Origin of the sequence: Mesonia mobilis DSM 19841 (assembly GCF_000423405.1) — a bacterium.
Taxonomy (GTDB): Bacteria; Bacteroidota; Bacteroidia; order Flavobacteriales; family Flavobacteriaceae; genus Mesonia; species Mesonia mobilis.
This window is the reverse complement of sequence record NZ_AUHX01000001.1, coordinates 82471-109066: the sequence shown is the minus strand read 5'-3', so window position 1 is coordinate 109066 and position 26596 is coordinate 82471. Positions and strand designations below refer to the sequence as shown.

Sequence of the window (26596 nt, the reverse complement as noted above, 5' to 3'; positions counted from 1 at the left end):
CTATTTTAACATTACTTTTAGATTATTGTTATTTTGATATATTTGCAACTCATTTAAAGTTTCTCTATGAAAAGGTTAATACAATCGCTATTGTTGCTCACAATTAGCATAGGGTTTTCCCAAAAAGAATCTCAATTTATCAAGAAGGATATTGAGAAATATCATAAAAACGGTTATACATTTAAGGCGTATGATATATTTTCAAATTCAGAAAAAAAGCTAGATGAAGAACTAGAAAGGTCTGTTAGAGAAGCATCACTTTTCAACTTGAATAAAAATGTAATTCAAAACATCTATCAAGAAAAACCTCTTTTAATTAGCTTATCTATCCCATTTAAAGGTAATATTATTGAAGTCGAATTATATCGTAAAAATGCATTAGATAAAGATTTTGATGCTTACGATCATAATAAGAATAAACTAGATTATAAAGAAGGTGTATTTTATAGAGGTATCGTTAAAAATGCTCAAAAGTCTATTGCGTCTTTTTCATTTTTTAATAATAGTGTTTATGGAATTGCTTCTACATTAGAGTTAGGTAACATTAATATCGGAAAACTTAAAAACAGTGAAGATTACATAGCTTTCGCAGAACACGACCTAACCGGAACAAATCCTTTTGATTGTGGATTGGATGTAATAGAAAAAAATGTAACAGAGAACACAGATCAAAATTTTGACACCAATTTATCATCTACGTCAAAGTGCGTTAAAATTTATTATGAAGTAGGCCACGAACCGTATTTACAGAATAATTCTGATTACGCTCAAACTATAAACTGGGTATCTGCACTCCATAATAATATTGCAACGCTTTATGCTAATGACGGTATAAATATTTCTTTAAGCGAAGTTATGATTTGGACCCAACCAGATCCCTACATCTACGATTATTCAAATAATTTAGCATACTTCGCAAGTAGTACCTCTAATTTTAACGGAGATCTTGCTCATCTTGTTAACCAGCCATCTACAACAAGTGTAGCTTACTTAAATACACTATGCACAAATAATAATTATGCATATTCTGCTGTAAATCAATATTATAACCAAATACCTATTTACTCCTGGTCGGTTGGTGCATCGACCCATGAACTTGGTCATTCGTTCGGTTCAGAGCATACTCACGCTTGTGTATGGAACGGTAATAATACTGCTATTGATGGTTGTGGTCCAAATGCCGGATATAGCGAAGGATGTAATGGACCTACTCCTTCTAATGGTGGTACAATTATGAGCTACTGCCACTTAACTAGCGTAGGTGTTAATTTAGCTAATGGTTTTGGCCCTCAACCTGGCCAACTTATTAGAAATAATATTGATAGCAAAAGTTGTTTAAATGCATCTTGTGCAAATGCGTGTTTGAGTTACATAGAAAATGTTACCTTCAGCAATTCAAGCATCAGTAGTACAGATTTAAATATAATTGATAATTATTCAACAGAATGGTCATACGGAGTTATTGAGCATAATGGTAATTTTACAATCAATAATACCATAATAACTAACAATTCTACTGTAAGCCTAAATAATCTTATACCAAACCAATACTACGATATATATGTTGCTAGTTTATGTTCAGCTAATGAAATAAGTAGTTACAAAAAATATATCTACTTAAGTGACTGGGATTACTGTGGTAATGAAAAATTTACTGATACAGGTAAAACCTCTAACTATGGAAATGATGAGTATCTTATTAAAACATTCTATCCTCAAAATAACGGAGACTACTTAACACTTACTTTTAATAGTTTTGATACCGAATATGATTACGATTTTATGACAATTTATGATGGAACTTCAATCAACGCTCCAATTTTCCCTAATGCTGAAAATCTATCTGGTAACTTAACACTCCCTCCTTATACTGCTACAAACCCTGACGGAGCGATTACCATAAGATTCGCTTCAGATAGATCTGTAACTGAAAGCGGTTGGGAAGCAGAAATTACTTGTAACAGTAGCCTATCTGCAGATAACTTCACCAAAAGCTCGATAAAACTTTATCCTAACCCGGCTAACTCTTATTTCAATATTTCTTCGGAAGAATTGATTTCTAGCATAACGGTTTACGATCTAGCTGGAAGAAGAGTGTTTGAAAACCAAAATATCAAACAGACTCAAACTCAGGTCAACGTTCAAAACTTAACTACCGGAGCATATTTTGTAAAAGTAAATGTGAATGGAGCTACACAAACATTCAAAATTATCAAGGAATAAGCTTACCGAAAGCAACAAAGCTTTAAAGCTTAAAAACCTGCTCAATAAGCAGGTTTTTTTATTCTAATATATTTTCTTAGTTATTATAAATAAATAACTTTCTACATACATAGTAATAATTCTATAATTCTATTCAAATAAATGAAATAAGTCTGGCTAACAATCATTAATACAAACAAAGGTATGATGTATAACAATACTCTAATTCTGAAATAAAAATGAATATATTGACTTTATTATATAAATCTTTCATTAAATTTTAAAAACAATTATTTCCTAAGCCTATACAAAATTAGACACAAAAAAACCCTTAGAAATAAATCTAAAGGTTTCACTATATCTTGAAAAGTTAAGAAACTAGTTCTTCTTAAACTTCGCGTATTTATTCTTAAACTTGTCAATACGACCAGCTGAATCGATAAGTTTTGTCTTACCTGTGTAAAAAGGATGAGAAGTTCTAGAAATCTCCAATTTTACTAATGGATACTCTGTTCCTTCAACATCAATAGTTTCTTTTGTATTAACCGTTGACTTAGTAATAAAGATCTCATCGTTAGACATATCTTTAAAAGCTACTAGTCTATAATTTTCTGGATGGATTCCTTGTTTCATCTTCTTTAGCTTTAAACCTTATAATTTTCGAAGTGCAAATTTATACAAAATATCTTTTCTCACAACACTTCTACCAATAATTTTTACAATAATAAAAGTTTTTTTATTCGCAATGTAACCTTTTTCTATATTTGTGTACTAACTAGCCAAACTTCAATCTTTCAAAATTATGCAAAATTCTCCTTCTTTCAAATCGACCGCAAGTACTTACGGACTTACTTTAGGTATAATTTTAGTCTTATTTTTTATCTTGATTTATACCTTTAATCTAGAATTAATTACTAAATGGTGGTTAAAACTTGTTGAATTTTTTCTCATCATCGTCATCGCTCTTGTAGGAATGAGTAAATGTAAAAAAGCATTCAACGGAACTTTCACTTATAAATATTCGTTTACCTCATACTTTATTATCATTGTAATTGGTCTTAGTATTTACACGTTAAGCAGTTATTTACTTTTTAATTTTATAGATCCAGATGCTGCTCAATATGTTTTAGATGAAACCATTAGAATGTCGAGAAATATGATGGAAGGTTTTGGCGCTCCTGAGTCTGAAATTGATAAAGCTATCGCTAAAATGGAATCTGAAAATCAATTTTCACTATCAAATCAAATAATGGGCTTAGCGATTACCTTAATTTTTTATAGCGTTATCGGACTTTTACTAGCCTTAATTTTTAGAGAAAAAGACACAACAGCTGCCTAATTATGCAACTATCCATCGTTATCCCACTTCTTAACGAAGAAAAATCTTTACCGGAGCTTTACAATTGGATCATCGAAGTAATGCAAGCCAATAAATATAGCTATGAAATTATTTTCATCGACGATGGAAGTACCGATCATAGCTGGAAAATTATTAAGCAACTTTCTGAAACGAATCCTGCAGTAAAAGCCATTCATTTCAAAAAGAATTACGGTAAGTCTCAAGCTTTACACGCCGGCTTTTTAGCGGCAAAAGGTGAAGTAGTTATTACGATGGATGCAGATTTACAAGATAATCCGGAAGAAATTCCGGATTTATATAATCTTATTCAGAAAGAAAATTTCGATCTGGTTTCCGGGTGGAAGCGTAAACGCTACGACAACGTCATCACTAAAAATCTACCTTCTAAATTGTTCAATTTGGCAGCACGCAAAGTTTCCGGATTACAATTGCACGATTTTAATTGCGGGCTCAAAGCTTACCACAAAGATGTTATTAAACAAGTTGAAGTGTATGGTGAAATGCATCGTTACATTCCGCTACTCGCAAAAAATGCAGGATTTCATCGCATTGCCGAAAAAGAAGTAAAACACCAAGCTAGAAAATATGGCGAAACTAAATTTGGTTCAGAACGTTTCTTGCACGGTTTACTCGATTTAATTACTATTTGGTTTTTATCAAAATTCGGTAAAAACCCCATGCATCTTTTCGGTGGTTTGGGTATTTTAATGTTTTTTGTCGGTTTTCTATCGGCGCTTTACATTGGTGTTTCAAAATTATACCACCTCTACAATCACGTTCCCGATATTTTGGTCACACAAAATCCTTGGTTTTATATTGCGTTAACCGTCATGGTTTTAGGTACTTTGCTATTTTTAGCAGGTTTTATTGCTGAACTTATTTTGCGCTCACAACACAAAACCGAACGTTATAAAGTTAGCAAAACCTTAAATCAATAGGCATCCGTCTTTTTTTCGCTATTTTTGTGAATAGCGACTAACTCAAAAAATACAATGGAAGAAATTTTATCTAAAGCCAAATATTGGCTATCTGATGTTTTTGACGAAAATACTCGTAAAAACACACAGCATTTAATAGAGAACGATAAAAAAGAATTAGAAGATAGCTTTTATAAAGATTTAGCTTTTGGTACCGGTGGAATGCGCGGAATTATGGGTATTGGCACCAACCGAATTAATAAATATACCTTAGGAAAAAATACACAAGGACTTTCTAATTACTTAAAAGAGAAATTTTCTGATCAAGAAATAAAAGTAGCGATTGCTTACGATTGCAGAAATAACAGTAAAGAGCTCGCTCAAATTGTTGCCAATGTTTTTTCTGCTAACGGAATAAAAGTTTTCATCTTTTCAGATCTAAGACCAACACCAGAGCTTAGTTTTGCTGTAAAACATTTAGATTGCCAATGTGGTATCGTGTTAACCGCAAGTCACAATCCGCCGGAGTATAATGGTTACAAAGTGTATTGGGAAGATGGTGGCCAGTTAGTGCCACCACAAGACAAAGAAATTGTCGATATTATTAACGCATTAGAATACAGTGAGATTAAATTTGAAGCTAATGAAGATCTTATTGAATATATAGATCAAGAAGTAGATCAAGCTTTTGTAGAAGCTTCATTGAAAAATGTAGATTTTGGAGTTTCTAAAAAAGCAAAAGAAAACTTTAAAATTGTTTTTACAAGTTTACACGGAACTTCAATTACTTTAATTCCGCAGGTATTAGAAAAAGCAGGATTTAGCAATGTGTTTATTGTAGAAGATCAAGCTGAACCTAACGGAAACTTTCCAACGGTAAAATCTCCCAACCCGGAAGAGCCTGATGCTTTAAAAATGGCATTAAAACTTGCTGATGAAGAGCAAGCAGATATGGTAATTGGTACAGATCCCGACAGTGACCGTTTAGGCATCGCTGTTCGTGATGATAACGGAGAAATGGTTTTATTAAACGGAAACCAAACCATGATCTTAATGACCGATTTTCTGCTGAAAGAATACAAAGCGAAAAACGGTTTTAATAATGATGAATTTATTGCTTCAACCGTAGTTTCAACACCAATGATGAGCAAATTAGCAGATCATTACGGTGTAGAATGCAAATTGGGATTAACCGGTTTTAAGTGGATCGCTAAAATGATTAAAGACTATCCGCAGCAAAGTTTTGTAGGCGGTGGCGAAGAAAGTTTCGGTTATATGGTGGGCGATTTTGTGCGTGATAAAGATGCGGTAACCTCTACTCTACTCGCTTGTACAATTGGTGCGCAAGCAAAAGATAAGAATAGTTCGTTTTACCAAGAATTATTAAATCTTTACGTTGAACACGGTTTATTTCAGGAGAAATTAATTTCGTTGGTGAAGAAAGGAATTTCCGGAGCTGAAGAAATTAAAACAATGATGACCAATTTACGTGAAAATCCGCCAAGAGAATTCAACAATACTAAAGTGGTTTTATTTGAAGATTACCAAACCGGCAAAGCGCAAGATTTTAACGCAAATTCAACCAAAGAATTAGATTTCCCAAAATCGAATGTGTTGATTTTCTACCTAGAAGACGGTACAAAAATTGCTGCAAGACCTAGCGGAACAGAACCTAAAATTAAGTTCTACGTAAGTGTGAATGGCGAATTAGATTCAACTGAAAACTATAAAAAAACCAAAGAACAGCTCGAAAATAAAATTGATTCGGTACTTTCGCACTTTGATTTTTAAGTGTCAATTTTAAATGAAATACATTAAAAAGATTTATCCTTTTGTACTTCCGTATAAGAAGTATGCCTTTTTAAACATATTTGCCAATATATTTTATGCATTGTTCAGCACCTTATCAATGGTCGCGTTAATACCAATGCTTAAAGTGATGTTTGGTGAAGGAAAACCGATTACAGAAACTCCCAAATTTGAAGGTTTACTTCATTTGGGAGATTTTTTTAACAACTACTCTAATTATTACATCACGACAACTTCCGCAGAAAAAGGAGAAGTTTATACACTTACCATTTTAGTTGTTCTTATCATTAGTTTATTCTTATTAAAAAACCTTTTCAATTATATGGGCTTATTTTACATTGCCTATTTAAGAAACGGAGTTTTAAAAGATTTACGAGATAAGCTTTATAAAAAGATCGTAGAATTACCTATTTCTTTTTATTCTGAAAAGAGAAAAGGAGATATTATTGCCAGAATGACTTCTGATGTGCAAGAGGTTCAAAACTCTTTTTTAGCGGTTTTAGAATTGATCGTAAAAGAACCTTTAACCATCATTTTCACTATTGTGATGATGGTAGTTATAAGTCCGCAATTAACTTTGTTTGTTTTTATTTTCATACCAATTTCAGGATATATTATTTCTTTAATCGGGAAACAATTGAAGAAAAAATCTGATAAAGTTCAACAAGAAAACGGTCATATTCTTTCAAATTTAGAAGAAACCCTTTCCGGCTTAAAAATTATCAAAGCTTTTAATGCTGAAGGAAGGTTTACAAAGTTTTTTCAACAATCAACCCAAAGACATTTTCATTTTTCTAACGATTTGATGCATCGTAAAAATTTAGCTTCTCCGGTAAGTGAATTTTTAGGAATTATCGTGATCGCCATTTTATTACTTTATGGCGGCAGAATGGTGATTTTAGACGGTTCTTTAGACGGAGCTTCATTTATTGCTTATATGGGATTAGCGTATAATATTCTAACACCAGCCAAAGCGATTAGTAAAGCTTCTTACGGAGTTAAAAAAGGTAATGCTGCTGCAGAACGTGTATTAAGTGTTTTAGAAACCAAAAACCCGATTCACAATAAAGAAAACGCAATTAAAAAAGAAAATTTTGAAAACGGGATTTCTATTAAAAACATCTCTTTTCGCTATGACGATTATGATGTCTTAAAAAACTTCAGCATCGAAGTTCCTAAAGGTAAAACCATTGCTTTGGTTGGTCAATCTGGTAGTGGTAAATCGACGATTGCCAACCTAGTGACTCGCTTTTACGATATCGAACGTGGTGAAATTTTAATCGATAACACCAATATTAAAGACATTAATAAAGAAAGTCTGCGAAATTTGATGGGAATGGTAACGCAAGATGCTATTTTGTTTAACGACACCATCAAAAACAACATTTTGATGGCAAAAGAAAACGCTACCGACCAAGAAATTATCGAAGCTTTAAAAATTGCAAATGCCTGGGAGTTTGTTTCAGACTTGCCCAAAGGTATCGATACCAATATTGGCGATAGTGGTAACAAGTTAAGTGGTGGTCAAAAACAACGAATTTCGATTGCTCGTGCAGTTCTTAAAAATCCGCCGATCATGATTTTAGATGAAGCCACTTCTGCCCTAGATACCGAAAGTGAAAAACTTGTGCAAAAAGCCTTAGAAAATATGATGAAGAACAGAACTTCTATCGTTATTGCGCATCGACTTTCTACCATTCAAAATGCAGACAATATTATCGTGATGCAACGCGGTGAAATTGTCGAACAAGGTAAACACAACGAATTACTCACCCTAAACGGAACTTATAAAAACTTAGTTGAAATGCAATCTTTTGAGTAGTTGCAAATTTGTAACTTATGGCAACCCGGCAAGAAGAAGATATACTGGTAGCACAACTTCAAAAAGGAGAACGCAAAGAAGAAGCATTCTCTAAGCTGGTCGCGCTTTACAAAGAACGTTTATATTGGCATGTGAGAAATATGGTTAAAAACCACGAAGATGCCAACGATGTGTTACAAAACACATTTATTAAAATTTTTAGATACATTCATAATTTTAAAGGCGATAGTAAGTTATACAGTTGGATGTATCGCATTGCTACTAACGAGAGCATTACTTTTATTAATAAAAAAGCCAAACGACTGCAACTTTCGAGTCAAGAAATGCAAGATTATTTAGTGAATAATCTAGAAAGTGATGTTTATTTTGAAGGCGATAAAATTCAGTTAGCTCTGCACAAAGCTTTAGCAAAATTACCGGAAAAGCAGCGACAGGTTTTTAATATGAAATATTTTCAAGATTTAAAATACAAAGAGATCGCAGAAATTTTAGAGGTTTCTGAAGGCGCTTGTAAATCCAACTACCATCACGCGACTAAGAAAATTGAAGAATATTTAAAAGAGGCTTAAACCTTTTGTTGAAAATGAAGTCTTAACTAAACATGAAAGAGAAAAGAAACATACCAAAACAAACCGGCTTTAAAGTTCCCGATAATTATTTCGAGGACTTCAAGGTCGATTTTTCTCGTAATGAAGTTGAAAATTCTTCCACTTTAGAAACTATAAAATCTTCCGGTTTTAAAACTCCGGAAAATTATTTAGAAGATTTTAAAGTCGAAATTCCTTCAGCAGAAAAGAAAACTTCCAAAGTCATTTCTATTAACAGAAATAAAGTATTTACATTTATTTCTACCGCTGCTGCTGTTGCTTTATTTATTCTTTTCATCTATAAAGAAGACACCATCGTACCGGAAGCTTCAGAGTTAAGCAGATTAGCGATCGAAGATTATTTAGAGCAAAATGAATTCGATTTTGAGAACGAAATAGATTATAAAAACAATGCGAATCTTAGCGATTTTCATTCACAATTAAATACAGTTGATAACGAAGCTATTTTAGAGTATTTAAGTAATAATACCGATATGACTTCTTTTCTCAACGATGAATAAATTATGAAAAAGTATATTTTTTACCTCGCTTTTTTCTTGATCTCTACCCTAAGTTTTGGGCAAGAGACAGAAGATGAAAAAATAGAGTCTTTAAAAACCGCTTTTATTACCGAAGCACTTTCATTAACGCCGGAAGAAGCACAAGCTTTTTGGCCTATCTACAATTTATTTGAAGATAAAAAAGAAGCTTTATATGATGCTAAATGGTGTGAAGTTAAAAATGGTTTAGATACCATTGAAGAAATAGGCGAAGCGAAAGCAGAACAATTGCTGGCTACTTACATGAAAATGAAAGAGGAGCGTTTAAAATTAAGACAGGAGTTTGTTGCTGAACTTGAAAAATTAATGTCTTCTAAAAAGATTTTAATGCTCAAAAAAGCAGAACACGATTTTCATAAAATGTTACTCGAGAAGTACAAAAAATAGGTTTCAGCTTTTATTCTTCTGCCGGAGTTTTCTCCATAAAAGTAAGCTTACTAATTCTATTATTACCGGCAGCATAAGCCACAAATTCGTTTACAAAAGCGATCGTATAAAAAGGTTCGTCGCTAAGCTGTTTCCAGGTTTGGCCATAATCGGCGCTGTAAGCAATACCTTCAAAACCAATGGCAACGATTTCTTTTCCGCCAGAATTTGGTACAAATTTCACACAACTGCGGTAACCCGGTTTTCTGTTTTTAGCGATCACTTCCCAAGTCTCGCCACCATCGTTAGTAAAAATTTTATTATTAAAATTATATTCTGGTCTGGTATAATCGCCCCCAAAAGCGATCCCTATATTTTGATTGTAAAAATCTAAACTATAAGCTCCGGTAGTTGGTTTTCCCTTGGCTATGGGTAAATTGTAAACTTCCCAAGTTTTCCCTTTATTTTTAGAACTGTAAATACGAGATTGTTCTCCGCCTGAAACGAACCAAACTTTATCGCCAACAATAGAAATATTCGAGTTACTTGCCGCAAAAGCCGCTTCTCCCTTTAAAGCTTTTGGTAATTGAGAACAAGGTAATTTTTTCCAGGTTTCACCACCATCGTTGGTAATTATTACAGACATACAATCATCGGTAGGATCGCCGATGGCAATACCTTCTTCATTATTCCAAAAAGCCATGGCATCATAAAAAACTTTTTCATTTTTTTCTTCGTAGACCAACTTCCGCTTCCCGAAATAATTCACTTTATAAAGTTGTGCAGGGCTTCCGGCAGAAAGTATAAAGTCAGATTCTTCGGTACTTCCAATAGCTCTAAATTCGGTTTCGGTATCTTGCGCTCCTATTCTTCCTAAGAAAGCAACGGAATGATCTGCGGTATTTAAATAACCAAATTGCCCTTGAGAACCGGCATAAAAAATATGATTAGGAGTTACATTTAGCGCACGTATACTAACCGATTTATTAAAAATATCTTCTACCGTAACCGAGCTAAACTCGTGTGCTACATTTTCTTGCTGAGCTACATTTACACAAGCCGTAAGAAATAGTAAATATAGAAGTGCGCTAAATCTTTTCATAAATAGATTTTTTTCAAATATAACATTATTCGCATATTAAATTACGTAACTTCGCGCCCTAAAAATTTATAAAGATGCGATTGCACAGAAACTTGGTTTTTGCAGTTATAGACACTTTAAATGCGATATTTAATGAGAACAAATATGCAGATAAAGAAATTGCCAAAGCATTAAAAAGAGATAAACGTTGGGGTTCTAGAGACCGTAGTTTTATTGCTGAAACTACTTACGATATTGTTCGTTGGAAAAGACTTTATGCTGAAATTGCCGATGTAAAGCAACCTTTCTCACGACCTAATCTTTTTAGATTATTTGCCGTTTGGGCCACTTTAAGAGGAATTGAGCTTCCGGATTGGAAACAATTAGAAGAAACACCAACACGTAGAATTAAAGGAAGATTCGACGAACTTAACCAAACCAGAAAATACAGAGAATCGATCCCAGATTGGTTAGATGAATTAGGGGTTGAAGAGTTAGGTGAAGAAAAATGGACCAAAGAACTTGCGGCTCTTAACCAACAAGCGCCGGTAGTTTTACGAGCAAACACGCTTAAAAACAATAAAAAATCACTTCAGCAATCATTATTCGAAGAGCATATTGAAACACACACCATTAAAGGGTATACCGATGCTTTAGAATTAGATGAAAGAGCCAATGTATTTTCAACACAAGCCTTTAAAAACGGACTTTTTGAAGTACAAGATGCCTCTTCACAATTAGTGGCAGAATTTCTTGAAGTTGAACCGGGAATGCGCGTGGTCGATACGTGTGCAGGTGCCGGCGGAAAATCGCTTCATCTTGCCGCTTTAATGGAAAATAAAGGGCAAATTATTGCATTAGATATTTACGAGAATAAACTTAAAGAATTAAAACGTCGCGCTAAACGCGCCAAAGCTCACAATATCGATACCAGAACTATCGATACGACTAAAGTTGTTAAAAAACTTTACGGTACGGCAGATCGTGTACTTATCGATGCGCCTTGTAGCGGTTTAGGAGTATTAAGTAGAAATCCTGATGCCAAATGGAAATTGCAACCCGAGTTTATCGATAACATTCGTAAAACACAGGCAGAGATTTTAGACCGTTATTCAAAAATCGTTAAAGAAAATGGTAAAATGGTTTATGCGACTTGCTCGATTTTACCTTCAGAAAATCAAAAACAGGTAGAAGCTTTTCTTCAACGTGAAGAAGGAAAAGATTTTAGACTGCTCAATCAAAAAATTGTTTTAGCACACGAAAGTGGTTACGACGGTTTTTACATGGCTTTATTAGAAAAAACAAAATCATAAAATGAAAAAGAGTTTACTTTTATTCGCATTAACTATTTGCGCATTCGTAGTAAAAGCACAAGTTCCTGCAGGTTATTATAATTCTGCCCAAGGTTTAACCGGTTATACGTTGAAGTCTGAGTTAAGCACGATCATCACTAATGGTCATACTGCACAAAGCTACGGTGCGCTTTGGACTGTATATTATACCTCAGATGTAGATAATTATTACGAAAACGACGGAACAGTTTTAGATATCTATTCTGAAAAACCTAATGCTACAGACGCATATAATTATACCTTAGGAAGTGATCAATGCGGAAATTATCAAAATGAAAGCGACTGTTACAATCGTGAGCATTCATTTCCAAAAAGTTGGTTTAATGATGCTTCACCAATGGTAACTGATATGCATCATATTTTTCCTACCGATGGAAAAGTAAATAGCGAACGTAGTAATTTCCCTTATGGTGAAGTTGGTAATGCTTCTTGGACATCTACAAACGGAACTAAAAAAGGGAATAACAATTATAACTTCCCAAATGCATATAACGGAACTGTTTTTGAACCTATTGATGAGTTTAAAGGAGATCTTGCACGTGTATATTTTTATATGGCAACACGCTATGAAAATCAAATTTCAGGTTGGGAAACCTCTAATGCCGGAAGCGATGCTACGCTAAATGGAACTTCAAACCAAGTTTTTGAAGATTGGATGTTAGCGATGCTAATCGATTGGCACAATGCAGATCCGGTTTCTCAAAAAGAGATCGATAGAAATAATGCGGCTTATACATTTCAAGGAAATAGAAATCCGTATGTCGACAATCCGCAATACGTAGCACAAGTTTGGGGAACGCCAGATACGCAAGCGCCTACTGCTCCAACGAACTTAAACTACAATAGCTTAACCGATTCTTCAGTAAATTTAAACTGGAATGCAGCTACCGATAATGTTGGCGTTGTTTCTTATCTAATTGAACAAGACGGTGTTGAAGTTGCTACAATTTCAGCTACAAATACCACTTATTTAGTAAGTAACTTAAGCCCGGAAACCACTTACGATTTTGAGGTTTTTGCTTTAGATGCCTACGGAAATATTTCAAGTGCGAGTAATCTGGTAACAGTAACCACTCTCGAAGCTGCTGAAGTAATTTTCTCTGAAGATTTTAACGATTGCCAAAACGTACAGTTTACGCCAGTAAGTGAATTAAGTACACAAGATTGGCAATGCCAAATTGAATTTGGCGAAGATAATACTGGATGTTTTCAAATGAATTCTTATTCGCAAGGAAATCAAGTACCTAGTATCGATTGGTTAATTACCACCAATAGCATCGACTTAGCTAATTATACGCAAGAAAGTCTAAGCTTTTATACGGTTGCAGCTTACGGTAATTCAGAATTACAATTATTATATTCTACAGACTATAATGCTGCAAACGCTCCTTCAAATGCAACTTGGACGGCTGTTCCTAATCTAACGATACCGCAACATCCATCAGGTAATGCTAACGAGATTGTTTTCGAATTTAACGATATCGACATTAGTTCAATAAGCGGCAATGTATATTTCGCTTTTAAATACGACACTTCTAACGGTGAGCAAGCTACACGTTGGACGGTAGATAGTTTTTTAATTGAAGGAGAACAAAATTTATCCACTTCAACAGAGCAACAATTAGCATTCAGTATTTACCCGAATCCATCACAAGGTAGATTTAATATTTCTTTACCTTCAAAAGCTGAATTCTCGTATGCGATCTACGATCTAAACGGAAGATTACTTCAGAAAAAAGAAAAATCTACTACTCAAATTTCTGTTGAAAATTTAGCTAGCGGACTTTATTTGCTCCGAGTTTCTTCAGCAGGAAAAACCGCGACAAAGAAATTAATTATCGAATAAAAGTTATTAACGATAACTAGTGAAAAAGCGACAAAATTTTGTCGCTTTTTTTATATCTTAAATTCATCATAAAAAGTTAAATTTGCGTTTTTAAAACACAACGCAAATAACCCAATTATGATTCTTTTCTTCGGGAACCCAACAGCTACCGTTTATGCGGTACAAGTTCAACAAAACTTAACTTCAGAAGACATACAAAAACTCAACTGGCTTTTTGGCAACACTTCTCAAATCGATCAAGAAACTGTAGAAGGAGATTTTGTAGGTCCGCGTGCAGCAATGGTCACTCCTTGGAGTACCAATGCGGTAGAGATTACCCAAAATATGGGCATCGACGGTATTATTCGAATTGAAGAATTTTATAATGTTGCTGAAGATTTTACAGATTTTGACCCGATGTTATCGCAAAAATATCCGGAGCTTCATCAAGATATTTACGATATTCATCTTCAGCCTGAAAAAGTTATTGAAATTGAAGATATTGAAGCTTACAACCAACAAGAAGGTTTAGCTTTAAATAAAGAAGAAGTGAATTATTTAGAACAACTTTCTGAAAAATTGGGCAGAAAGTTAACCGATTCTGAAGTATTTGGTTTCTCACAAGTAAATTCTGAGCACTGTCGCCACAAAATTTTTAATGGAACCTTTGTGATCGATGGCGAAGAAAAACCAAGTTCACTTTTTAAACTCATTAAAAAAACTTCCGAAGAAAACCCGAACGATATCGTTTCGGCTTATAAAGATAATGTTGCGTTTATCAACGGACCAAAAGTCGAGCAATTTGCTCCAAAATCTGCCGATAAACCAGATTTTTATCAGAATACAGAATTTGATTCGGTTATTTCTTTAAAAGCAGAAACGCACAACTTCCCGACTACTGTTGAACCATTTAACGGAGCAGCAACCGGTAGTGGTGGTGAAATTAGAGACCGTTTAGCAGGTGGGCAAGGTTCTTTACCGTTGGCAGGAACTGCGGTTTATATGACTTCTTATAGCCGTTTAGAAGAAAGACCTTGGGAAAAAGCAATGCAGGAGCGCAAATGGTTATACCAAACCCCTATGGATATTTTGATCAAAGCTTCAAACGGAGCTTCAGATTTTGGGAATAAATTTGGGCAACCGCTAATTTCTGGTTCGGTATTAACTTTTGAACATTCTGAAGATAACCGCGATTTAGGTTACGATAAAGTAATTATGTTAGCCGGTGGTATTGGTTACGGTAAAAAAGACCAAGCTATAAAAGCTACTCCGCAAACCGATGATTCTATCGTTATTTTAGGAGGTGAAAACTATAGAATTGGGATGGGTGGCGCCGCGGTTTCTTCAGCAGATACAGGAGAATTTAGCAGTGGTATCGAATTAAACGCGATTCAACGTTCAAACCCTGAAATGCAAAAACGTGCGGCCAACGCTATTCGCGGAATGGTTGAAGCCGATAAAAACCCAATTATTTCGATTCACGATCACGGAGCCGGCGGACATTTAAACTGTTTAAGTGAATTGGTTGAAGATACCGGTGGAAAAATTAATTTAGATAAACTTCCGGTAGGCGATCCTACCCTTTCTGCTAAAGAAATTATCGGTAACGAATCTCAAGAACGTATGGGATTAGTGATTAGCCAAGAGCAAATTGCTACCTTAAAGCGTGTTGCAGAGCGTGAACGTTCACCAATGTACGAAGTAGGTAAAGTAACCGGCGATCATCAATTTACGTTTAAAAGCGAAACTACTGGAGAAAAACCAATGGATTTAGCGCTTTCAGATATGTTTGGAAGTTCACCAAAAACCATTATGAATGATAAAAAAGTAGATCGTAATTATGCCGATCTAGCTTACGATAATTCTAAAATATACGATTACGTAGCGCAAGTTTTACAACTAGAAGCGGTTGCCAGTAAAGATTGGTTAACCAACAAAGTAGACCGTTGTGTTTCTGGTCGAGTTGCCAAACAACAAACTGCCGGTCCGTTGCAATTATCGCTTAATAATGTTGGCGTAATGGCGCTCGATTATAAAGGTAAAGAAGGAGTTGCCACTTCAATTGGGCACTCTCCTATTTCTGCTTTAGTAGATCCTGTAGCGGGTTCTAAAAATTCGGTTGCTGAAGCTTTAACCAATATGGTTTGGGCTCCGCTAAAAGACGGTTTAAAATCGGTTTCGCTTTCTGCCAACTGGATGTGGCCTTGTAATAATGAAGGTGAAGATGCCCGTTTATATGATGCTGTTGAAGGTTTATCGAACTTTGCAGTTGCTTTAGGCGTAAACGTTCCTACAGGAAAAGATTCGCTTTCGATGAAGCAAAAATACCCTGATAAAGAAGTGATCGCTCCGGGAACAGTAATTGTTTCTGCAGGAGCTAACTGTAATGATATCAATAAAATTGTTGAACCGGTATTTCAGCAAGAAGGAGGCGCGGTTTATTACATCAATTTCTCTCAAGATAAATTTAAATTAGGAGGTTCTTCTTTTGCGCAGATTCTAAACAGGATCGGTAGCGAAGTACCTACGATTAAGAATGATGAAAAATTTGCGACTTCATTTAATACCATTCAGCAACTTATTAAAGATGATTTAATTCTTGCCGGTCACGATGTGGCTTCCGGCGGATTAATTACTACACTTCTAGAAATGTGTTTTGCCGATACCAATTTAGGAGCAGAATTAGACCTTTCTAAGTTGAATGAAGAAGATTCAGCTAAAGTATTATTCAACGAAAACAGTGGTATTGTTTTTCAGGCGAAAGACAATTCCGTAGAAAATATTTTAAAAGAAAATGGTGTTGAATTCTTTAAACTTGGTTTAGTTACTAAAACTGCCGAATTAAAGATCGTAAACTATAGTGACAACTTTATTTTTGATATTGAACAATACCGTGATACTTGGTTTAAAACTTCTTATTTATTAGACCAAAAGCAAAGCGGAAAAACCAAAGCAACCGAGCGTTACAACAACTATAAGCAACAACCGCTTTCCTATAAATTCCCGGAAGATTTCACAGGAAAACTCCCAAAAATCGATACCGGAAAAGCTAAAATTAAAGCAGCTATTATTCGCGAAAAAGGGTCGAACTCAGAGCGCGAAATGGCTCGTGCAATGCATTTAGCAGGTTTTGATGTAAAAGATGTACATATGACCGATTTAATTACCGGTCGCGAAACTTTAGAAGATATTCAGTTTATCGCTGCCGTTGGTGGTTTCTCTAATTCTGATGTGTTAGGAAGTGCAAAAGGTTGGGCAGGAGCTTTTCTTTATAATGAAAAAGCAAATACCGCTTTAAAAAATTTCTTTGATAGAGAAGATACGCTATCGTTAGGAGTTTGTAACGGTTGCCAATTATTTGTTGAGTTAGGTTTAATAAATCCTGATCATCAAGAAAAGCCGAAAATGCTACATAACGATTCGCATAAATTTGAATGTAATTTTACTTCCGTAGAAATTCAGGAAAACAATTCTGTAATGCTTTCAAGTTTAGCAGGTAGTAAATTAGGAATTTGGGCAGCGCACGGTGAAGGTAAATTCAGTTTTCCATACGCAGAAGAGAAATATAATATTGTAGGTAAATATGGTTACAATGCGTATCCGGCCAACCCGAACGGATCAGATTTTAATACCGCCATGCTTACCGACGATTCTGGTCGACATTTAGTAATGATGCCGCACTTAGAGCGTTCGACATTCAGCTGGAACTGGGCTTATTACCCAAAAGACAGAAAAGATGATCAAGTAACTCCTTGGTTAGATGCTTTTGTAAATGCTAGAAAATGGCTTGAGAAATAGAAATTAATACATTTTTATAATTCTTAAAAGCTGAATCTTTTTTCCAAGGTTCAGCTTTTTTTATGGATGATTTATAATATTTAAATTCATTTTTGAAAATTAATTACCTTCTACACTAGGCAATTAGACAATTTTTAAGATGTTTTTTTATATATTTAATATTAAATAAGCAGTTTATTTTATATTTTGCAGTATATAAATTGACATCTTCCTATGACTGAAATTAAAAGATTATTCGATTTTCCATATTATCAGTTAGAAAAATTCAACCTAAATCAAGCCTTAGTTACCAAATATAACGGCGAATGGATTGGAACTTCTACTGAAGAATATATTGCTAAAGCCAACAAAATTAGTCGGGCTTTACTAAGAATGGGCGTTAATCCTAACGACAAGATCGCGCTTATTTCTACTTCCAACAGAACGGAATGGAATATTATGGATATTGGTATCTTACAAATCGGTGCGCAAGATGTTCCTATTTACCCTACTATTTCTGAAGAAGAATATGCTTATGTGCTTAATCATAGCGAATCTAAATATTGCTTCGTTTCAGATGAAGAGGTCTTAGCCAAAGTGAATAAAATTAAAGACCAAGTTCCTAGTTTACAAGAAGTTTATTCTTTCGACCAAATTATGAACACCAAAAACTGGTCAGAGTTATTAGAATTAGGCGAAGATGAAAGTAATCAAGGTGAAGTAGATCGCATCAAAGACTCAATTTCCGAAGACGATTTAGCAACCATTATTTACACCTCAGGAACTACAGGAAGACCAAAAGGTGTGATGTTATCACATAAAAATATTACAAGTAACGCGATTAACAGTGCAACACGCTTGCCTTTAGATAAAGGAAGTAATGTAGCCATTAGTTTTCTACCGGTTTGCCATATTTACGAGCGTATGTTGCTCTATATGTATCAATACGCCGGAGTAAGTATTTATTTTGCTGAATCGATCGATAAAATCAGTGATAATTTAAAAGAAGTTCGCCCACATGTGATGTCGGCCGTTCCCCGTCTTTTAGAAAAAGTTTACGACAAGATTATTGCAAAAGGCTCCGATTTATCAGGAATTAAACATAAGCTTTTCTATTGGGCAGTAGAATTAGGATTAGAATGGGAACCTTATGAAAGAAATGGTTGGTGGTACGAATTCAAACTAAAAATTGCTCGCAAACTTATCTTTAGTAAATGGCAAGAAGCTTTAGGAGGTAGATTAAAAGTAATCGCTTCAGGAAGTGCTGCTTTACAACCTAGATTAGCCCGAGTTTTTAATGCCGCAGGAATTGGTGTTATGGAAGGTTATGGTTTAACAGAAACTTCTCCGGTTATTGCTGTAAACGATATGAGAAATAATGGTTTCAAAATAGGAACCGTTGGTAAAGCTTTACCAGAAAGCAATGTTAAAATTGCTGAAGACGGTGAAATAATGATCCAAGGTCCACAAGTAATGATCGGATATTATAAAGATGAAGAAAAAACGAAAGAAGTTTTAACCGAAGACAAGTATTTCCACACCGGAGATATAGGTGAAGTAGATAGCGAAGGTTTCTTAAAAATTACCGATCGTAAAAAAGAAATGTTCAAAACTTCAGGAGGTAAATACGTGGCTCCACAAATTATAGAAAACGCTATAAAACAATCACGATTTATTGAACAAATTATGGTGATTGGTGAAGGTCAAAAAATGCCGGCGGCACTTATTCAACCTAATTTTGAATTCATACAAGAATGGGCAAAACGTAAAAAAATTAATTTAGGTTCTACCAACGAAGAGATTATTAAAAATCGTGATGTAAATGATCGAATTCAAGAAGAGGTAGATTTTTATAACGAACGCTTTGGTAAGTGGGAACGCATCAAGCAATTTAGACTAACGCCAGATGTTTGGCTGGTAGAAAGCGGTCACCTCACGCCTACCATGAAAATGAAACGAAAAGTGATCAAAGAAAAATATCAAGATCTTTACAACGATATTTACGAAGTTCACTAGAATCATATTAAGTTATTGTTAAACTCCTCATTATCGAGGAGTTTTTTTATGAATATGATTAATTTCAAAGAAATATTTTTCAACTTTATTATGCGTGCATAATATTTTTTTATTATATTTGAAAGGTATAATAAAGATATGAGAGAAAAGACGATAGATTATGTACTTCGAGCTACGTGGATCGCTGTAGCGAAAATGTATAATGAAGAAGCTGGCAAGCAAGGAAGCACAATGGCAACCGGGTTTGCCCTTTTAAATATAGACCCCGAAGAAGGAACACCATCAACCTCTTTAGGTCCTAAAATGGGAATGGAAGCCACAAGCTTATCCCGAACACTAAAATCTATGCAAGAAAAAGGATTAATAGAACGAAAAAAAAATCCTGAAGATGGTAGAAGTGTATTAATAACACTTACAGAATACGGCCGAGAAATGAGAGCTTTTTCAAAAGGAGTTGTCCTTAAGTTTGATGAAGCCGTTAAAGAATCGGTACCGGAAAAAGATATAAAAACATTCATAGATGTGGCCAACACAATTATGGAACTAATCAATAACAAAAAAATTTATAAATCTGAAACCTCAGCAAAGTAATGAATAGAACAATCAATAAAGTTGCTGTCATTGGTTCTGGGATTATGGGTAGCGGTATTGCCTGCCACTTCGCCAATATTGGCGTCGAGGTATTACTGCTCGACATCATTCCACGAGAACTCAATGAAAAAGAACAAAAAAGGGGGCTTACTTTAGAAGATAAAGAAGTGCGTAATCGTATCGTTAACGATTCATTGCAAAATTCTTTAAAATCGAAGCCCTCTCCTATTTACCATAAAGATTTTGCCAAGCGCATAAGTACCGGAAACTTAGAAGATGACATTGCTAAAGTTTCTGAAGTAGATTGGATCATCGAAGTGGTCGTAGAACGACTCGATATTAAAAAACAGGTTTTTGAAAAACTCGAAAAACATAGAAAACCGGGAACATTAATTACTTCGAATACTTCCGGAATTCCTATCAAATTTATGAACGAAGGTAGAAGTGAAGATTTCCAGAAACATTTCTGCGGAACGCACTTTTTCAATCCCCCAAGATATTTACGCTTATTCGAAATTATTCCGGGACCAGATACTTCAGATGAAGTCTTGAATTTTCTGAATGATTACGGAAAAAAATTTCTGGGTAAAAAATCGGTTATCGCTAAAGATACGCCGGCTTTTATCGGAAACCGCGTTGGGATCTTCAGTATTATGAGTTTGTTCCATATGGTAAAAGATATGGATATGACGATTGAAGAAGTTGATAAACTTACCGGTCCGGTGATTGGTCGTCAAAAGTCGGCTACCTTCCGTACCGTAGATGTGGTTGGTTTAGATACCTTGGTACACGTTGCTAACGGCTTGTACGAAAACGTTCCCGACGATGAAGCTCACGAGCTGTTTAAACTTCCAGATTTTATCCAAACAATGATGGATAATAAATGGCTGGGAAGCAAAACCGGACAAGGGTTTTATAAGAAAGTAAAAAAGGAAGACGGTTCCAGCGAGATCAAATCTTTAGATCTCGATAAAATGGAATTCCGTGATCGCAAAAGCGCGAAATTCGGAGTTTTAGAACAAACCAAAACTATCGATAAACTTAGCGATCGTTATAAGGTGCTTATTAAAGATGAAGGAAAAGCCGGTAAATTTTATCGCAAAAACTTCTCGGCACTTTTCGCTTATGCGTCAAATAGAATTCCTGAAATCACTGATGAACTTTACAAGATTGACGATGCGATGCAAGCCGGTTTTGGATGGGAGCACGGCCCGTTTCAGGTTTGGGATGCGATTGGTGTGGAAAAAGGAATTGAAATGATGAAAGCTGAAGGTTACGAACCTGCAGCCTGGGTTTCAGAAATGGTAGACGCCGGTATCACTTCATTTTATTCAGTAAAAGAAGGAAATACTTATTATTATGAAATTCCGAAGAAAGAACACGTAAAAGTTCCAGGGCAAGACTCTTATATCATTTTAGATAATATTCGCGAATCTAAGGCTGTATTCCAAAACAGCGGAGTTGTTGTTGAAGATTTAGGCGATGGAATATTGAATCTGGAATTCCGAAGTAAGATGAATTCGATTGGCGGGGATGTTCTCGACGGAATCAATAAAGCGATCGATCTTGCTGAAAAAGAATACCGCGGATTGGTAGTTTCTAACGACGGAAAAAACTTCTCTGTAGGCGCCAATATCGGGATGATCTTTATGATGGCGGTCGAGCAAGAATACGACGAGCTGAATATGGCGATCAAATATTTCCAGGATACGATGATGCGTATGCGCTACTCCTCTATTCCAACGGTTGCTGCGCCGCATAATATGGCGCTTGGTGGTGGTTGCGAACTTTCACTTCACGCCGATAAAGTGGTGGCTCACGCTGAAACTTATATTGGTCTAGTTGAATTTGGAGTTGGGGTAATTCCCGGCGGTGGTGGTTCTAAAGAATTAACTTTAAGAGCAGCTGATACTTACCAAAAAGATGATGTAGAACTGAATCGTTTACGTGAAAATTTCCTAACAATCGGGATGGCAAAAGTATCTACTTCTGCTTACGAAGCTTACGATACCAATATTCTTCAAAAAGGTAAAGATATCGTAGTGGTGAATCGTGATAATCAATTAGCCATTGCCAAGAAACACGCAATGTTAATGGCAGATAATGGGTACACGAAACCAATTATGAGAAAAGATATTAAAGTTCTTGGAAAACAGGCTTTAGGTGCTTTTTATGTAGGAACAGACCAGATGAATGCCGGAAAATACATTAGTGATCACGATAAGAAAATCGCCAACAAATTGGCTTACGTAATGGCCGGTGGAGATCTTTCTGAAGCGTCTTACGTTAGCGAGCAATACTTATTAGACCTGGAACGTGAAGCTTTCTTAAGCCTTTGCGGAGAACGAAAAACCTTAGAACGCCTTCAGCATATGTTACAGAAGGGGAAACCGCTTAGGAATTAAAATTTGGTAATTAAAGACTCTAGAGAATAGATATTAGACGGCTAGACCAGTTCAATATGGCTCGACATAATTTTCAGAAATTAAAAGTTTGGCAAGACGGAATTAATCTTGTTAGCGAAAATTACAGGTTAACAAGGACATTTCCTAATTTTGAAAAATTCAATCTTGTTAGTCAGATGAATAGATGCGCCGTATCGATTCCATCGAATATTGCTGAAGGATCTAGTAAAAGTTCAGATAAACATTTTAAGCAATTTTTAGAAACGAGTTTAGGCTCTGCTTTCGAGTGGGAAACCCAATTAATTGTTGCATATAATGAAAGTTATCTTGATGAAAATTCTTTTAAAGACCTAGAAGATAAAATTCATCAATTACAAAAAATGTTAGGAAAACTAATTGATAATCTAAAATAGAAAAGTCTAGGCTCTAGGCTCTAGCTTCTAAATTCTAAAATAAAACAAATGAGTAAGACAGCATATATAGTAAAAGCATATAGAACCGCCGTGGGGAAAGCACCTCGAGGTGTGTTCAGATTTAAAAGACCAGATGAACTGGCAGCGGAAACCATCGAATATATGATGGATAAACTTCCGGAATTCGACAAAACACGTATTGACGATGTGATCGTTGGGAATGCAATGCCTGAAGCTGAGCAAGGTTTAAACGTTGGGCGTTTAATTTCTTTAATGGGATTAAAGACCGAAGACGTACCGGGAATGACGGTGAATCGTTATTGCGCTTCAGGATTGGAAACCATTGCGATCGCTTCAGCAAAAATCCAAAGTGGAATGGCCGATTGTATCATTGCCGGTGGTGCAGAAAGTATGAGCTACATCCCGATGGGTGGTTATAAACCGGTACCAGACTATAAATTGGCGAAAGAAGGCCACGAAGATTATTACTGGGGAATGGGATTAACGGCGGAAGCGGTTGCCAATCAGTATAAAGTTTCTCGTGAAGATCAAGATGAGTTTGCTTACAACTCGCATCAAAAGGCAATCAAAGCGCAGGCAGAAGATCGTTTTCAAGATCAGATTGTTCCAATCACGATCGACCAAACTTATGTGGATGCTGACGGAAAAAAGAAAACCAAAAGCTATACGGTAAATAAAGATGAAGGTCCACGTAAAGATACTTCTGAAGCAGTGTTGAATAAACTCCGCCCTGTTTTTGCTGAAGGCGGAAGCGTAACTGCCGGAAACTCTTCACAAATGAGTGACGGCGCTGCTTTTGTAATGGTAATGAGTGAAGAAATGGTAAAAGAACTTAATCTTGAACCAATTGCCAGAATGGTAAGCTATACAGCAGTTGGTGTTGAACCTAGAATTATGGGAATCGGGCCGGTTAAAGCTATTCCGAAAGCAATAAAACAAGCCGGATTAAAACAAGACGATATTTCATTAATCGAGTTAAACGAAGCTTTCGCTTCACAGTCGCTAGCCGTGATTCGCGAATTAGGATTAAATCAAGATCTGGTGAACGTCAATGGTGGCGCTATTTCAATGGGACATCCACTGGGTTGTACCGGAGCGAAATTATCGGTTCAGATCTTTGATGAAATGCGCAAACGCAACCTGAACAATAAATATGCGATGGTAACAATGTGCGTAGGAACCGGGCAAGGCGCTGCGGGGGTTTATGAGGTATTTTAGTTATGAATTTTGAATGCTGAATGTTGAATTAGAAATGGGAGAACTTTGAAAACAGAAAATATAATTATCGATAAAACTTTCAATTTCTCTCTGAGTATTATTTCCCTATTCAAAAAATTACAGGAAAATAAAGAGTTTATTATTTCGAAACAGCTTTTAAAATCAGCAACAAGTATTGGCGCCAATGTTGAAGAAGCCACGGCAGCTCAATCGAAAAGAGATTTTATAAATAAGATGTCTATTGCTTCAAAAGAAGCTAGAGAAACTAAATATTGGTTACGATTACTGAATGATTCTGAGCTCACAACTCTCGATGTTTTAGATGAAATAAAGGAAGTAAACCATATCATCAATATCATTACAAAAATCATAATTACAGCAAAAAATAATGTCTAACAATACTGAATTATAAGCATTCAACATTTATAATTCAAAATTCAAAATAATAAAAATGGCAAATAAAGAAATATTACGCGGTGGTCAATTCTTAGTGAAAGAAACAAATTGCGAAGACATTTTTACTCCTGAAGATTTTAACGAGGAGCAAAAGATGATGCGTGATTCTGTGCAGGAATTTGTAGATCGTGAGATCATTCCGCATAAAGAAAGATTCGAGAAAAAAGACTACGCGCTTACCGAAGAAATTATGCAAAAAGCCGGGGAACTTGGTTTTCTTGGTGTTGCTGTACCAGAGGAATATGACGGACTAGGAATGGGATTTGTTTCCACAATGTTGGTTTGTGATTATATTTCTGGGGCTACCGGCTCAATCGCAACTGCTTTTGGAGCACATACCGGGATTGGAACGATGCCGATTACACTTTACGGAACTGAAGAACAAAAGAAAAAATATGTTCCGAAGTTAGCCACCGGAGAATGGTTTGGTGCGTATTGTTTGACTGAACCGGGTGCAGGTAGTGACGCAAATTCAGGAAAAACCAAAGCCGTACTTTCTGAAGATGGAAAACACTACAGTATTAGCGGACAAAAAATGTGGATCTCTAACGCCGGTTTTGCGAATGTATTCATCGTTTTTGCTCGTATAGAAGATGATAAGAACATCACCGGATTTATCGTAGAAAACGATAAAGAAAACGGAATTTCTTTCGGGGAAGAAGAAAAGAAATTAGGAATCCACTCCTCTTCTACTCGCCAGGTTTTCTTTAATGACACTAAAGTTCCGGTAGAAAATATGTTGGCTGGTCGCGGCGAAGGTTTCAAAATTGCGATGAATGCCTTAAACGTTGGCCGAATCAAGTTAGCGGCTGCTTGTTTAGATGCGCAACGTCGCGTAACAGCAAATGCAGTTCAGTATGCTAATGAGAGAGTTCAGTTTAAAACGCCAATTGCACAATTTGGTGCGATCAAGCAAAAGTTAGCAGAAATGGCAACTTCAGCTTATGTTGGAGAGTCTGCTTCATACCGTGCAGCTAAAAATATCGAAGACCGAATTAATATTCGTTTAGAAAGCGGAAATTCACATTCTGAAGCCGAATTAAAAGGTGTTGAAGAATATGCGATAGAATGTTCTATTTTGAAAGTAGCTTGTTCAGAAGATATTCAGAATTGCTCTGATGAAGGAATTCAGGTGTTTGGCGGAATGGGATTCTCGGCCGATACTCCAATGGAAGCAGCGTGGAGAGATGCTCGTATTTCCAGAATTTACGAAGGAACCAACGAGATTAACCGAATGCTTTCTGTAGGTATGTTGGTGAAAAAAGCGATGAAAGGTCACGTAGATCTTTTAGGACCTGCACAAGCTGTAGCCAACGAGTTAACTAGTATTCCATCTTTCGATAAGCCGGATTATTCTGAATTGTTTGCAGAAGAAAAAGAAATTATCAAGAAGCTGAAAAAAGTCTTTTTGATGGTTGCCGGAAGCGCCGTTCAGAAATTCGGACCTCAGCTGGAAGAACATCAGCAATTATTATTGGCTGCTTCAGATATTCTAATCGAAGTTTATATGGCAGAATCGGCTATTTTAAGAACTGAAAAGAATGCGAAACGTTTTGGCGAAGATTCACAAAAAGAGCAAATCGCAATGTCGCAACTTTATCTTTATAATGCTGTTGAAATTATTAATGCAAAAGCTAAAGAAGGAATAATTTCTTTCGCTGAAGGGGATGAATTAAGAATGATGCTAATGGGATTAAAGCGTTTTACGAAATACGACAACTTCCCGAATGTGGTCAAATTAAGAACTGAAATTGCTGATAAATTAATCGCAGAAAATAAGTATTGTTTTTAAGTTGAGGTTTAGTTAAGTTTGATTTT

20 protein-coding genes are annotated in these 26596 nt (G+C 35.5%); 18 read left to right on the top strand and 2 right to left on the bottom strand.

Translation table 11 applies throughout. The features are described from left to right. The first annotated feature begins 66 nt into the window (after positions 1 to 66). A complete protein-coding gene (locus G551_RS0100430) occupies positions 67 to 2223 on the top strand; it encodes a T9SS type A sorting domain-containing protein (RefSeq protein WP_027883707.1) in 2157 nt (718 codons plus the stop codon). Positions 2224 to 2580: 357 nt separating this feature from the next. Here G551_RS0100430 and G551_RS0100425 read toward each other — a convergent pair whose 3' ends face one another. After that, positions 2581 to 2835: a type B 50S ribosomal protein L31 gene (locus G551_RS0100425; protein ID WP_027883706.1), complete on the bottom strand. Its 255-nt coding sequence runs from the start codon at positions 2833 to 2835 to the stop codon at positions 2581 to 2583. 169 nt (positions 2836 to 3004) lie between these two features. Between G551_RS0100425 and G551_RS0100420 the strand changes: the two genes are divergently transcribed. From G551_RS0100420 to G551_RS0100390, 7 genes are read left to right on the top strand one after another with little or no spacing between them, the layout of a single operon-like run. Further along, positions 3005 to 3541 carry a DUF4199 domain-containing protein gene (locus G551_RS0100420; RefSeq protein ID WP_036243020.1) on the top strand — a complete coding sequence of 179 codons (537 nt, stop codon included), beginning with the start codon at positions 3005 to 3007 and terminating at the stop codon, positions 3539 to 3541. 2 nt (positions 3542 to 3543) lie between these two features. Beyond that, positions 3544 to 4500, top strand: a complete 957-nt coding sequence (locus G551_RS0100415) for a glycosyltransferase family 2 protein (RefSeq protein ID WP_027883704.1) — start codon at positions 3544 to 3546, stop codon at positions 4498 to 4500. Positions 4501 to 4554: 54 nt separating this feature from the next. Next, positions 4555 to 6270, top strand: a complete 1716-nt coding sequence (locus tag G551_RS0100410; protein WP_036243019.1) for a phospho-sugar mutase — start codon at positions 4555 to 4557, stop codon at positions 6268 to 6270. A 13-nt stretch (positions 6271 to 6283) separates the two neighbouring features. Continuing rightward, the gene (locus tag G551_RS0100405; RefSeq protein ID WP_027883702.1) at positions 6284 to 8110 is read left to right on the top strand and encodes an ABC transporter ATP-binding protein; all 1827 of its coding nucleotides are present in this window, start codon (positions 6284 to 6286) and stop codon (positions 8108 to 8110) included. Positions 8111 to 8127: 17 nt separating this feature from the next. Then, the gene (locus G551_RS0100400; protein ID WP_027883701.1) at positions 8128 to 8679 is read left to right on the top strand and encodes an RNA polymerase sigma factor; all 552 of its coding nucleotides are present in this window, start codon (positions 8128 to 8130) and stop codon (positions 8677 to 8679) included. A 32-nt stretch (positions 8680 to 8711) separates the two neighbouring features. Then, on the top strand, positions 8712 to 9218 hold the full coding sequence (locus tag G551_RS0100395) for a hypothetical protein (RefSeq protein WP_027883700.1): 507 nt from the start codon (positions 8712 to 8714) through the stop codon (positions 9216 to 9218). Between the two features lie 3 nt (positions 9219 to 9221). Next, entirely contained in the window at positions 9222 to 9644 is a 423-nt protein-coding gene (locus G551_RS0100390; RefSeq protein WP_027883699.1) for a hypothetical protein, read from the top strand. 10 nt (positions 9645 to 9654) lie between these two features. Here G551_RS0100390 and G551_RS0100385 read toward each other — a convergent pair whose 3' ends face one another. Continuing rightward, a complete protein-coding gene (locus G551_RS0100385; RefSeq protein ID WP_027883698.1) occupies positions 9655 to 10725 on the bottom strand; it encodes a sialidase family protein in 1071 nt (356 codons plus the stop codon). A 74-nt stretch (positions 10726 to 10799) separates the two neighbouring features. On the opposite strand from G551_RS0100385, the gene G551_RS0100380 reads away from it, so the two are divergent. The 10 genes from G551_RS0100380 (at position 10800) to G551_RS0100335 (ending at position 26570) form a co-directional block, all read left to right on the top strand. Further along, entirely contained in the window at positions 10800 to 12017 is a 1218-nt protein-coding gene (locus G551_RS0100380; protein WP_027883697.1) for an RsmB/NOP family class I SAM-dependent RNA methyltransferase, read from the top strand. Between the two features lies 1 nt (position 12018). Further along, positions 12019 to 13902 (top strand): endonuclease, encoded by a 1884-nt coding sequence (locus tag G551_RS0100375; protein ID WP_027883696.1) that lies wholly within the window; start codon positions 12019 to 12021, stop codon positions 13900 to 13902. Between the two features lie 117 nt (positions 13903 to 14019). Next, a complete protein-coding gene (purL, locus tag G551_RS0100370) occupies positions 14020 to 17679 on the top strand; it encodes a phosphoribosylformylglycinamidine synthase (protein WP_027883695.1) in 3660 nt (1219 codons plus the stop codon). Between the two features lie 213 nt (positions 17680 to 17892). After that, on the top strand, positions 17893 to 19674 hold the full coding sequence (locus G551_RS0100365; RefSeq protein ID WP_027883694.1) for an AMP-dependent synthetase/ligase: 1782 nt from the start codon (positions 17893 to 17895) through the stop codon (positions 19672 to 19674). Between the two features lie 138 nt (positions 19675 to 19812). Then, the gene (locus G551_RS0100360; RefSeq protein WP_027883693.1) at positions 19813 to 20265 is read left to right on the top strand and encodes a MarR family winged helix-turn-helix transcriptional regulator; all 453 of its coding nucleotides are present in this window, start codon (positions 19813 to 19815) and stop codon (positions 20263 to 20265) included. Beyond that, positions 20265 to 22670, top strand: coding sequence for a 3-hydroxyacyl-CoA dehydrogenase/enoyl-CoA hydratase family protein (locus tag G551_RS0100355; RefSeq protein WP_027883692.1), 2406 nt, complete (start codon positions 20265 to 20267; stop codon positions 22668 to 22670). Before G551_RS0100360 ends, G551_RS0100355 begins: the two co-directional genes overlap by 1 nt. Before the next feature lie 56 nt (positions 22671 to 22726). After that, positions 22727 to 23083 (top strand): four helix bundle protein, encoded by a 357-nt coding sequence (locus G551_RS0100350; RefSeq protein ID WP_027883691.1) that lies wholly within the window; start codon positions 22727 to 22729, stop codon positions 23081 to 23083. A gap of 48 nt (positions 23084 to 23131) precedes the next feature. Beyond that, a complete protein-coding gene (locus tag G551_RS0100345) occupies positions 23132 to 24322 on the top strand; it encodes an acetyl-CoA C-acyltransferase (RefSeq protein WP_027883690.1) in 1191 nt (396 codons plus the stop codon). Between the two features lie 45 nt (positions 24323 to 24367). Continuing rightward, positions 24368 to 24718 (top strand): four helix bundle protein, encoded by a 351-nt coding sequence (locus tag G551_RS0100340; protein WP_027883689.1) that lies wholly within the window; start codon positions 24368 to 24370, stop codon positions 24716 to 24718. 55 nt (positions 24719 to 24773) lie between these two features. After that, positions 24774 to 26570 (top strand): acyl-CoA dehydrogenase family protein, encoded by a 1797-nt coding sequence (locus G551_RS0100335; protein ID WP_027883688.1) that lies wholly within the window; start codon positions 24774 to 24776, stop codon positions 26568 to 26570. Positions 26571 to 26596 lie beyond the last annotated feature (26 nt).

Coding starts and splice junctions, on each gene's coding strand:
- G551_RS0100430 (WP_027883707.1), top strand. CDS start 67: ATGAAAAGGTTAATACAATCGCTATTGTTGCTCACAATTAGCATAGGG.
- G551_RS0100425 (WP_027883706.1), bottom strand. CDS start 2,835: ATGAAACAAGGAATCCATCCAGAAAATTATAGACTAGTAGCTTTTAAA.
- G551_RS0100420 (WP_036243020.1), top strand. CDS start 3,005: ATGCAAAATTCTCCTTCTTTCAAATCGACCGCAAGTACTTACGGACTT.
- G551_RS0100415 (WP_027883704.1), top strand. CDS start 3,544: ATGCAACTATCCATCGTTATCCCACTTCTTAACGAAGAAAAATCTTTA.
- G551_RS0100410 (WP_036243019.1), top strand. CDS start 4,555: ATGGAAGAAATTTTATCTAAAGCCAAATATTGGCTATCTGATGTTTTT.
- G551_RS0100405 (WP_027883702.1), top strand. CDS start 6,284: ATGAAATACATTAAAAAGATTTATCCTTTTGTACTTCCGTATAAGAAG.
- G551_RS0100400 (WP_027883701.1), top strand. CDS start 8,128: ATGGCAACCCGGCAAGAAGAAGATATACTGGTAGCACAACTTCAAAAA.
- G551_RS0100395 (WP_027883700.1), top strand. CDS start 8,712: ATGAAAGAGAAAAGAAACATACCAAAACAAACCGGCTTTAAAGTTCCC.
- G551_RS0100390 (WP_027883699.1), top strand. CDS start 9,222: ATGAAAAAGTATATTTTTTACCTCGCTTTTTTCTTGATCTCTACCCTA.
- G551_RS0100385 (WP_027883698.1), bottom strand. CDS start 10,725: ATGAAAAGATTTAGCGCACTTCTATATTTACTATTTCTTACGGCTTGT.
- G551_RS0100380 (WP_027883697.1), top strand. CDS start 10,800: ATGCGATTGCACAGAAACTTGGTTTTTGCAGTTATAGACACTTTAAAT.
- G551_RS0100375 (WP_027883696.1), top strand. CDS start 12,019: ATGAAAAAGAGTTTACTTTTATTCGCATTAACTATTTGCGCATTCGTA.
- purL (WP_027883695.1), top strand. CDS start 14,020: ATGATTCTTTTCTTCGGGAACCCAACAGCTACCGTTTATGCGGTACAA.
- G551_RS0100365 (WP_027883694.1), top strand. CDS start 17,893: ATGACTGAAATTAAAAGATTATTCGATTTTCCATATTATCAGTTAGAA.
- G551_RS0100360 (WP_027883693.1), top strand. CDS start 19,813: ATGAGAGAAAAGACGATAGATTATGTACTTCGAGCTACGTGGATCGCT.
- G551_RS0100355 (WP_027883692.1), top strand. CDS start 20,265: ATGAATAGAACAATCAATAAAGTTGCTGTCATTGGTTCTGGGATTATG.
- G551_RS0100350 (WP_027883691.1), top strand. CDS start 22,727: ATGGCTCGACATAATTTTCAGAAATTAAAAGTTTGGCAAGACGGAATT.
- G551_RS0100345 (WP_027883690.1), top strand. CDS start 23,132: ATGAGTAAGACAGCATATATAGTAAAAGCATATAGAACCGCCGTGGGG.
- G551_RS0100335 (WP_027883688.1), top strand. CDS start 24,774: ATGGCAAATAAAGAAATATTACGCGGTGGTCAATTCTTAGTGAAAGAA.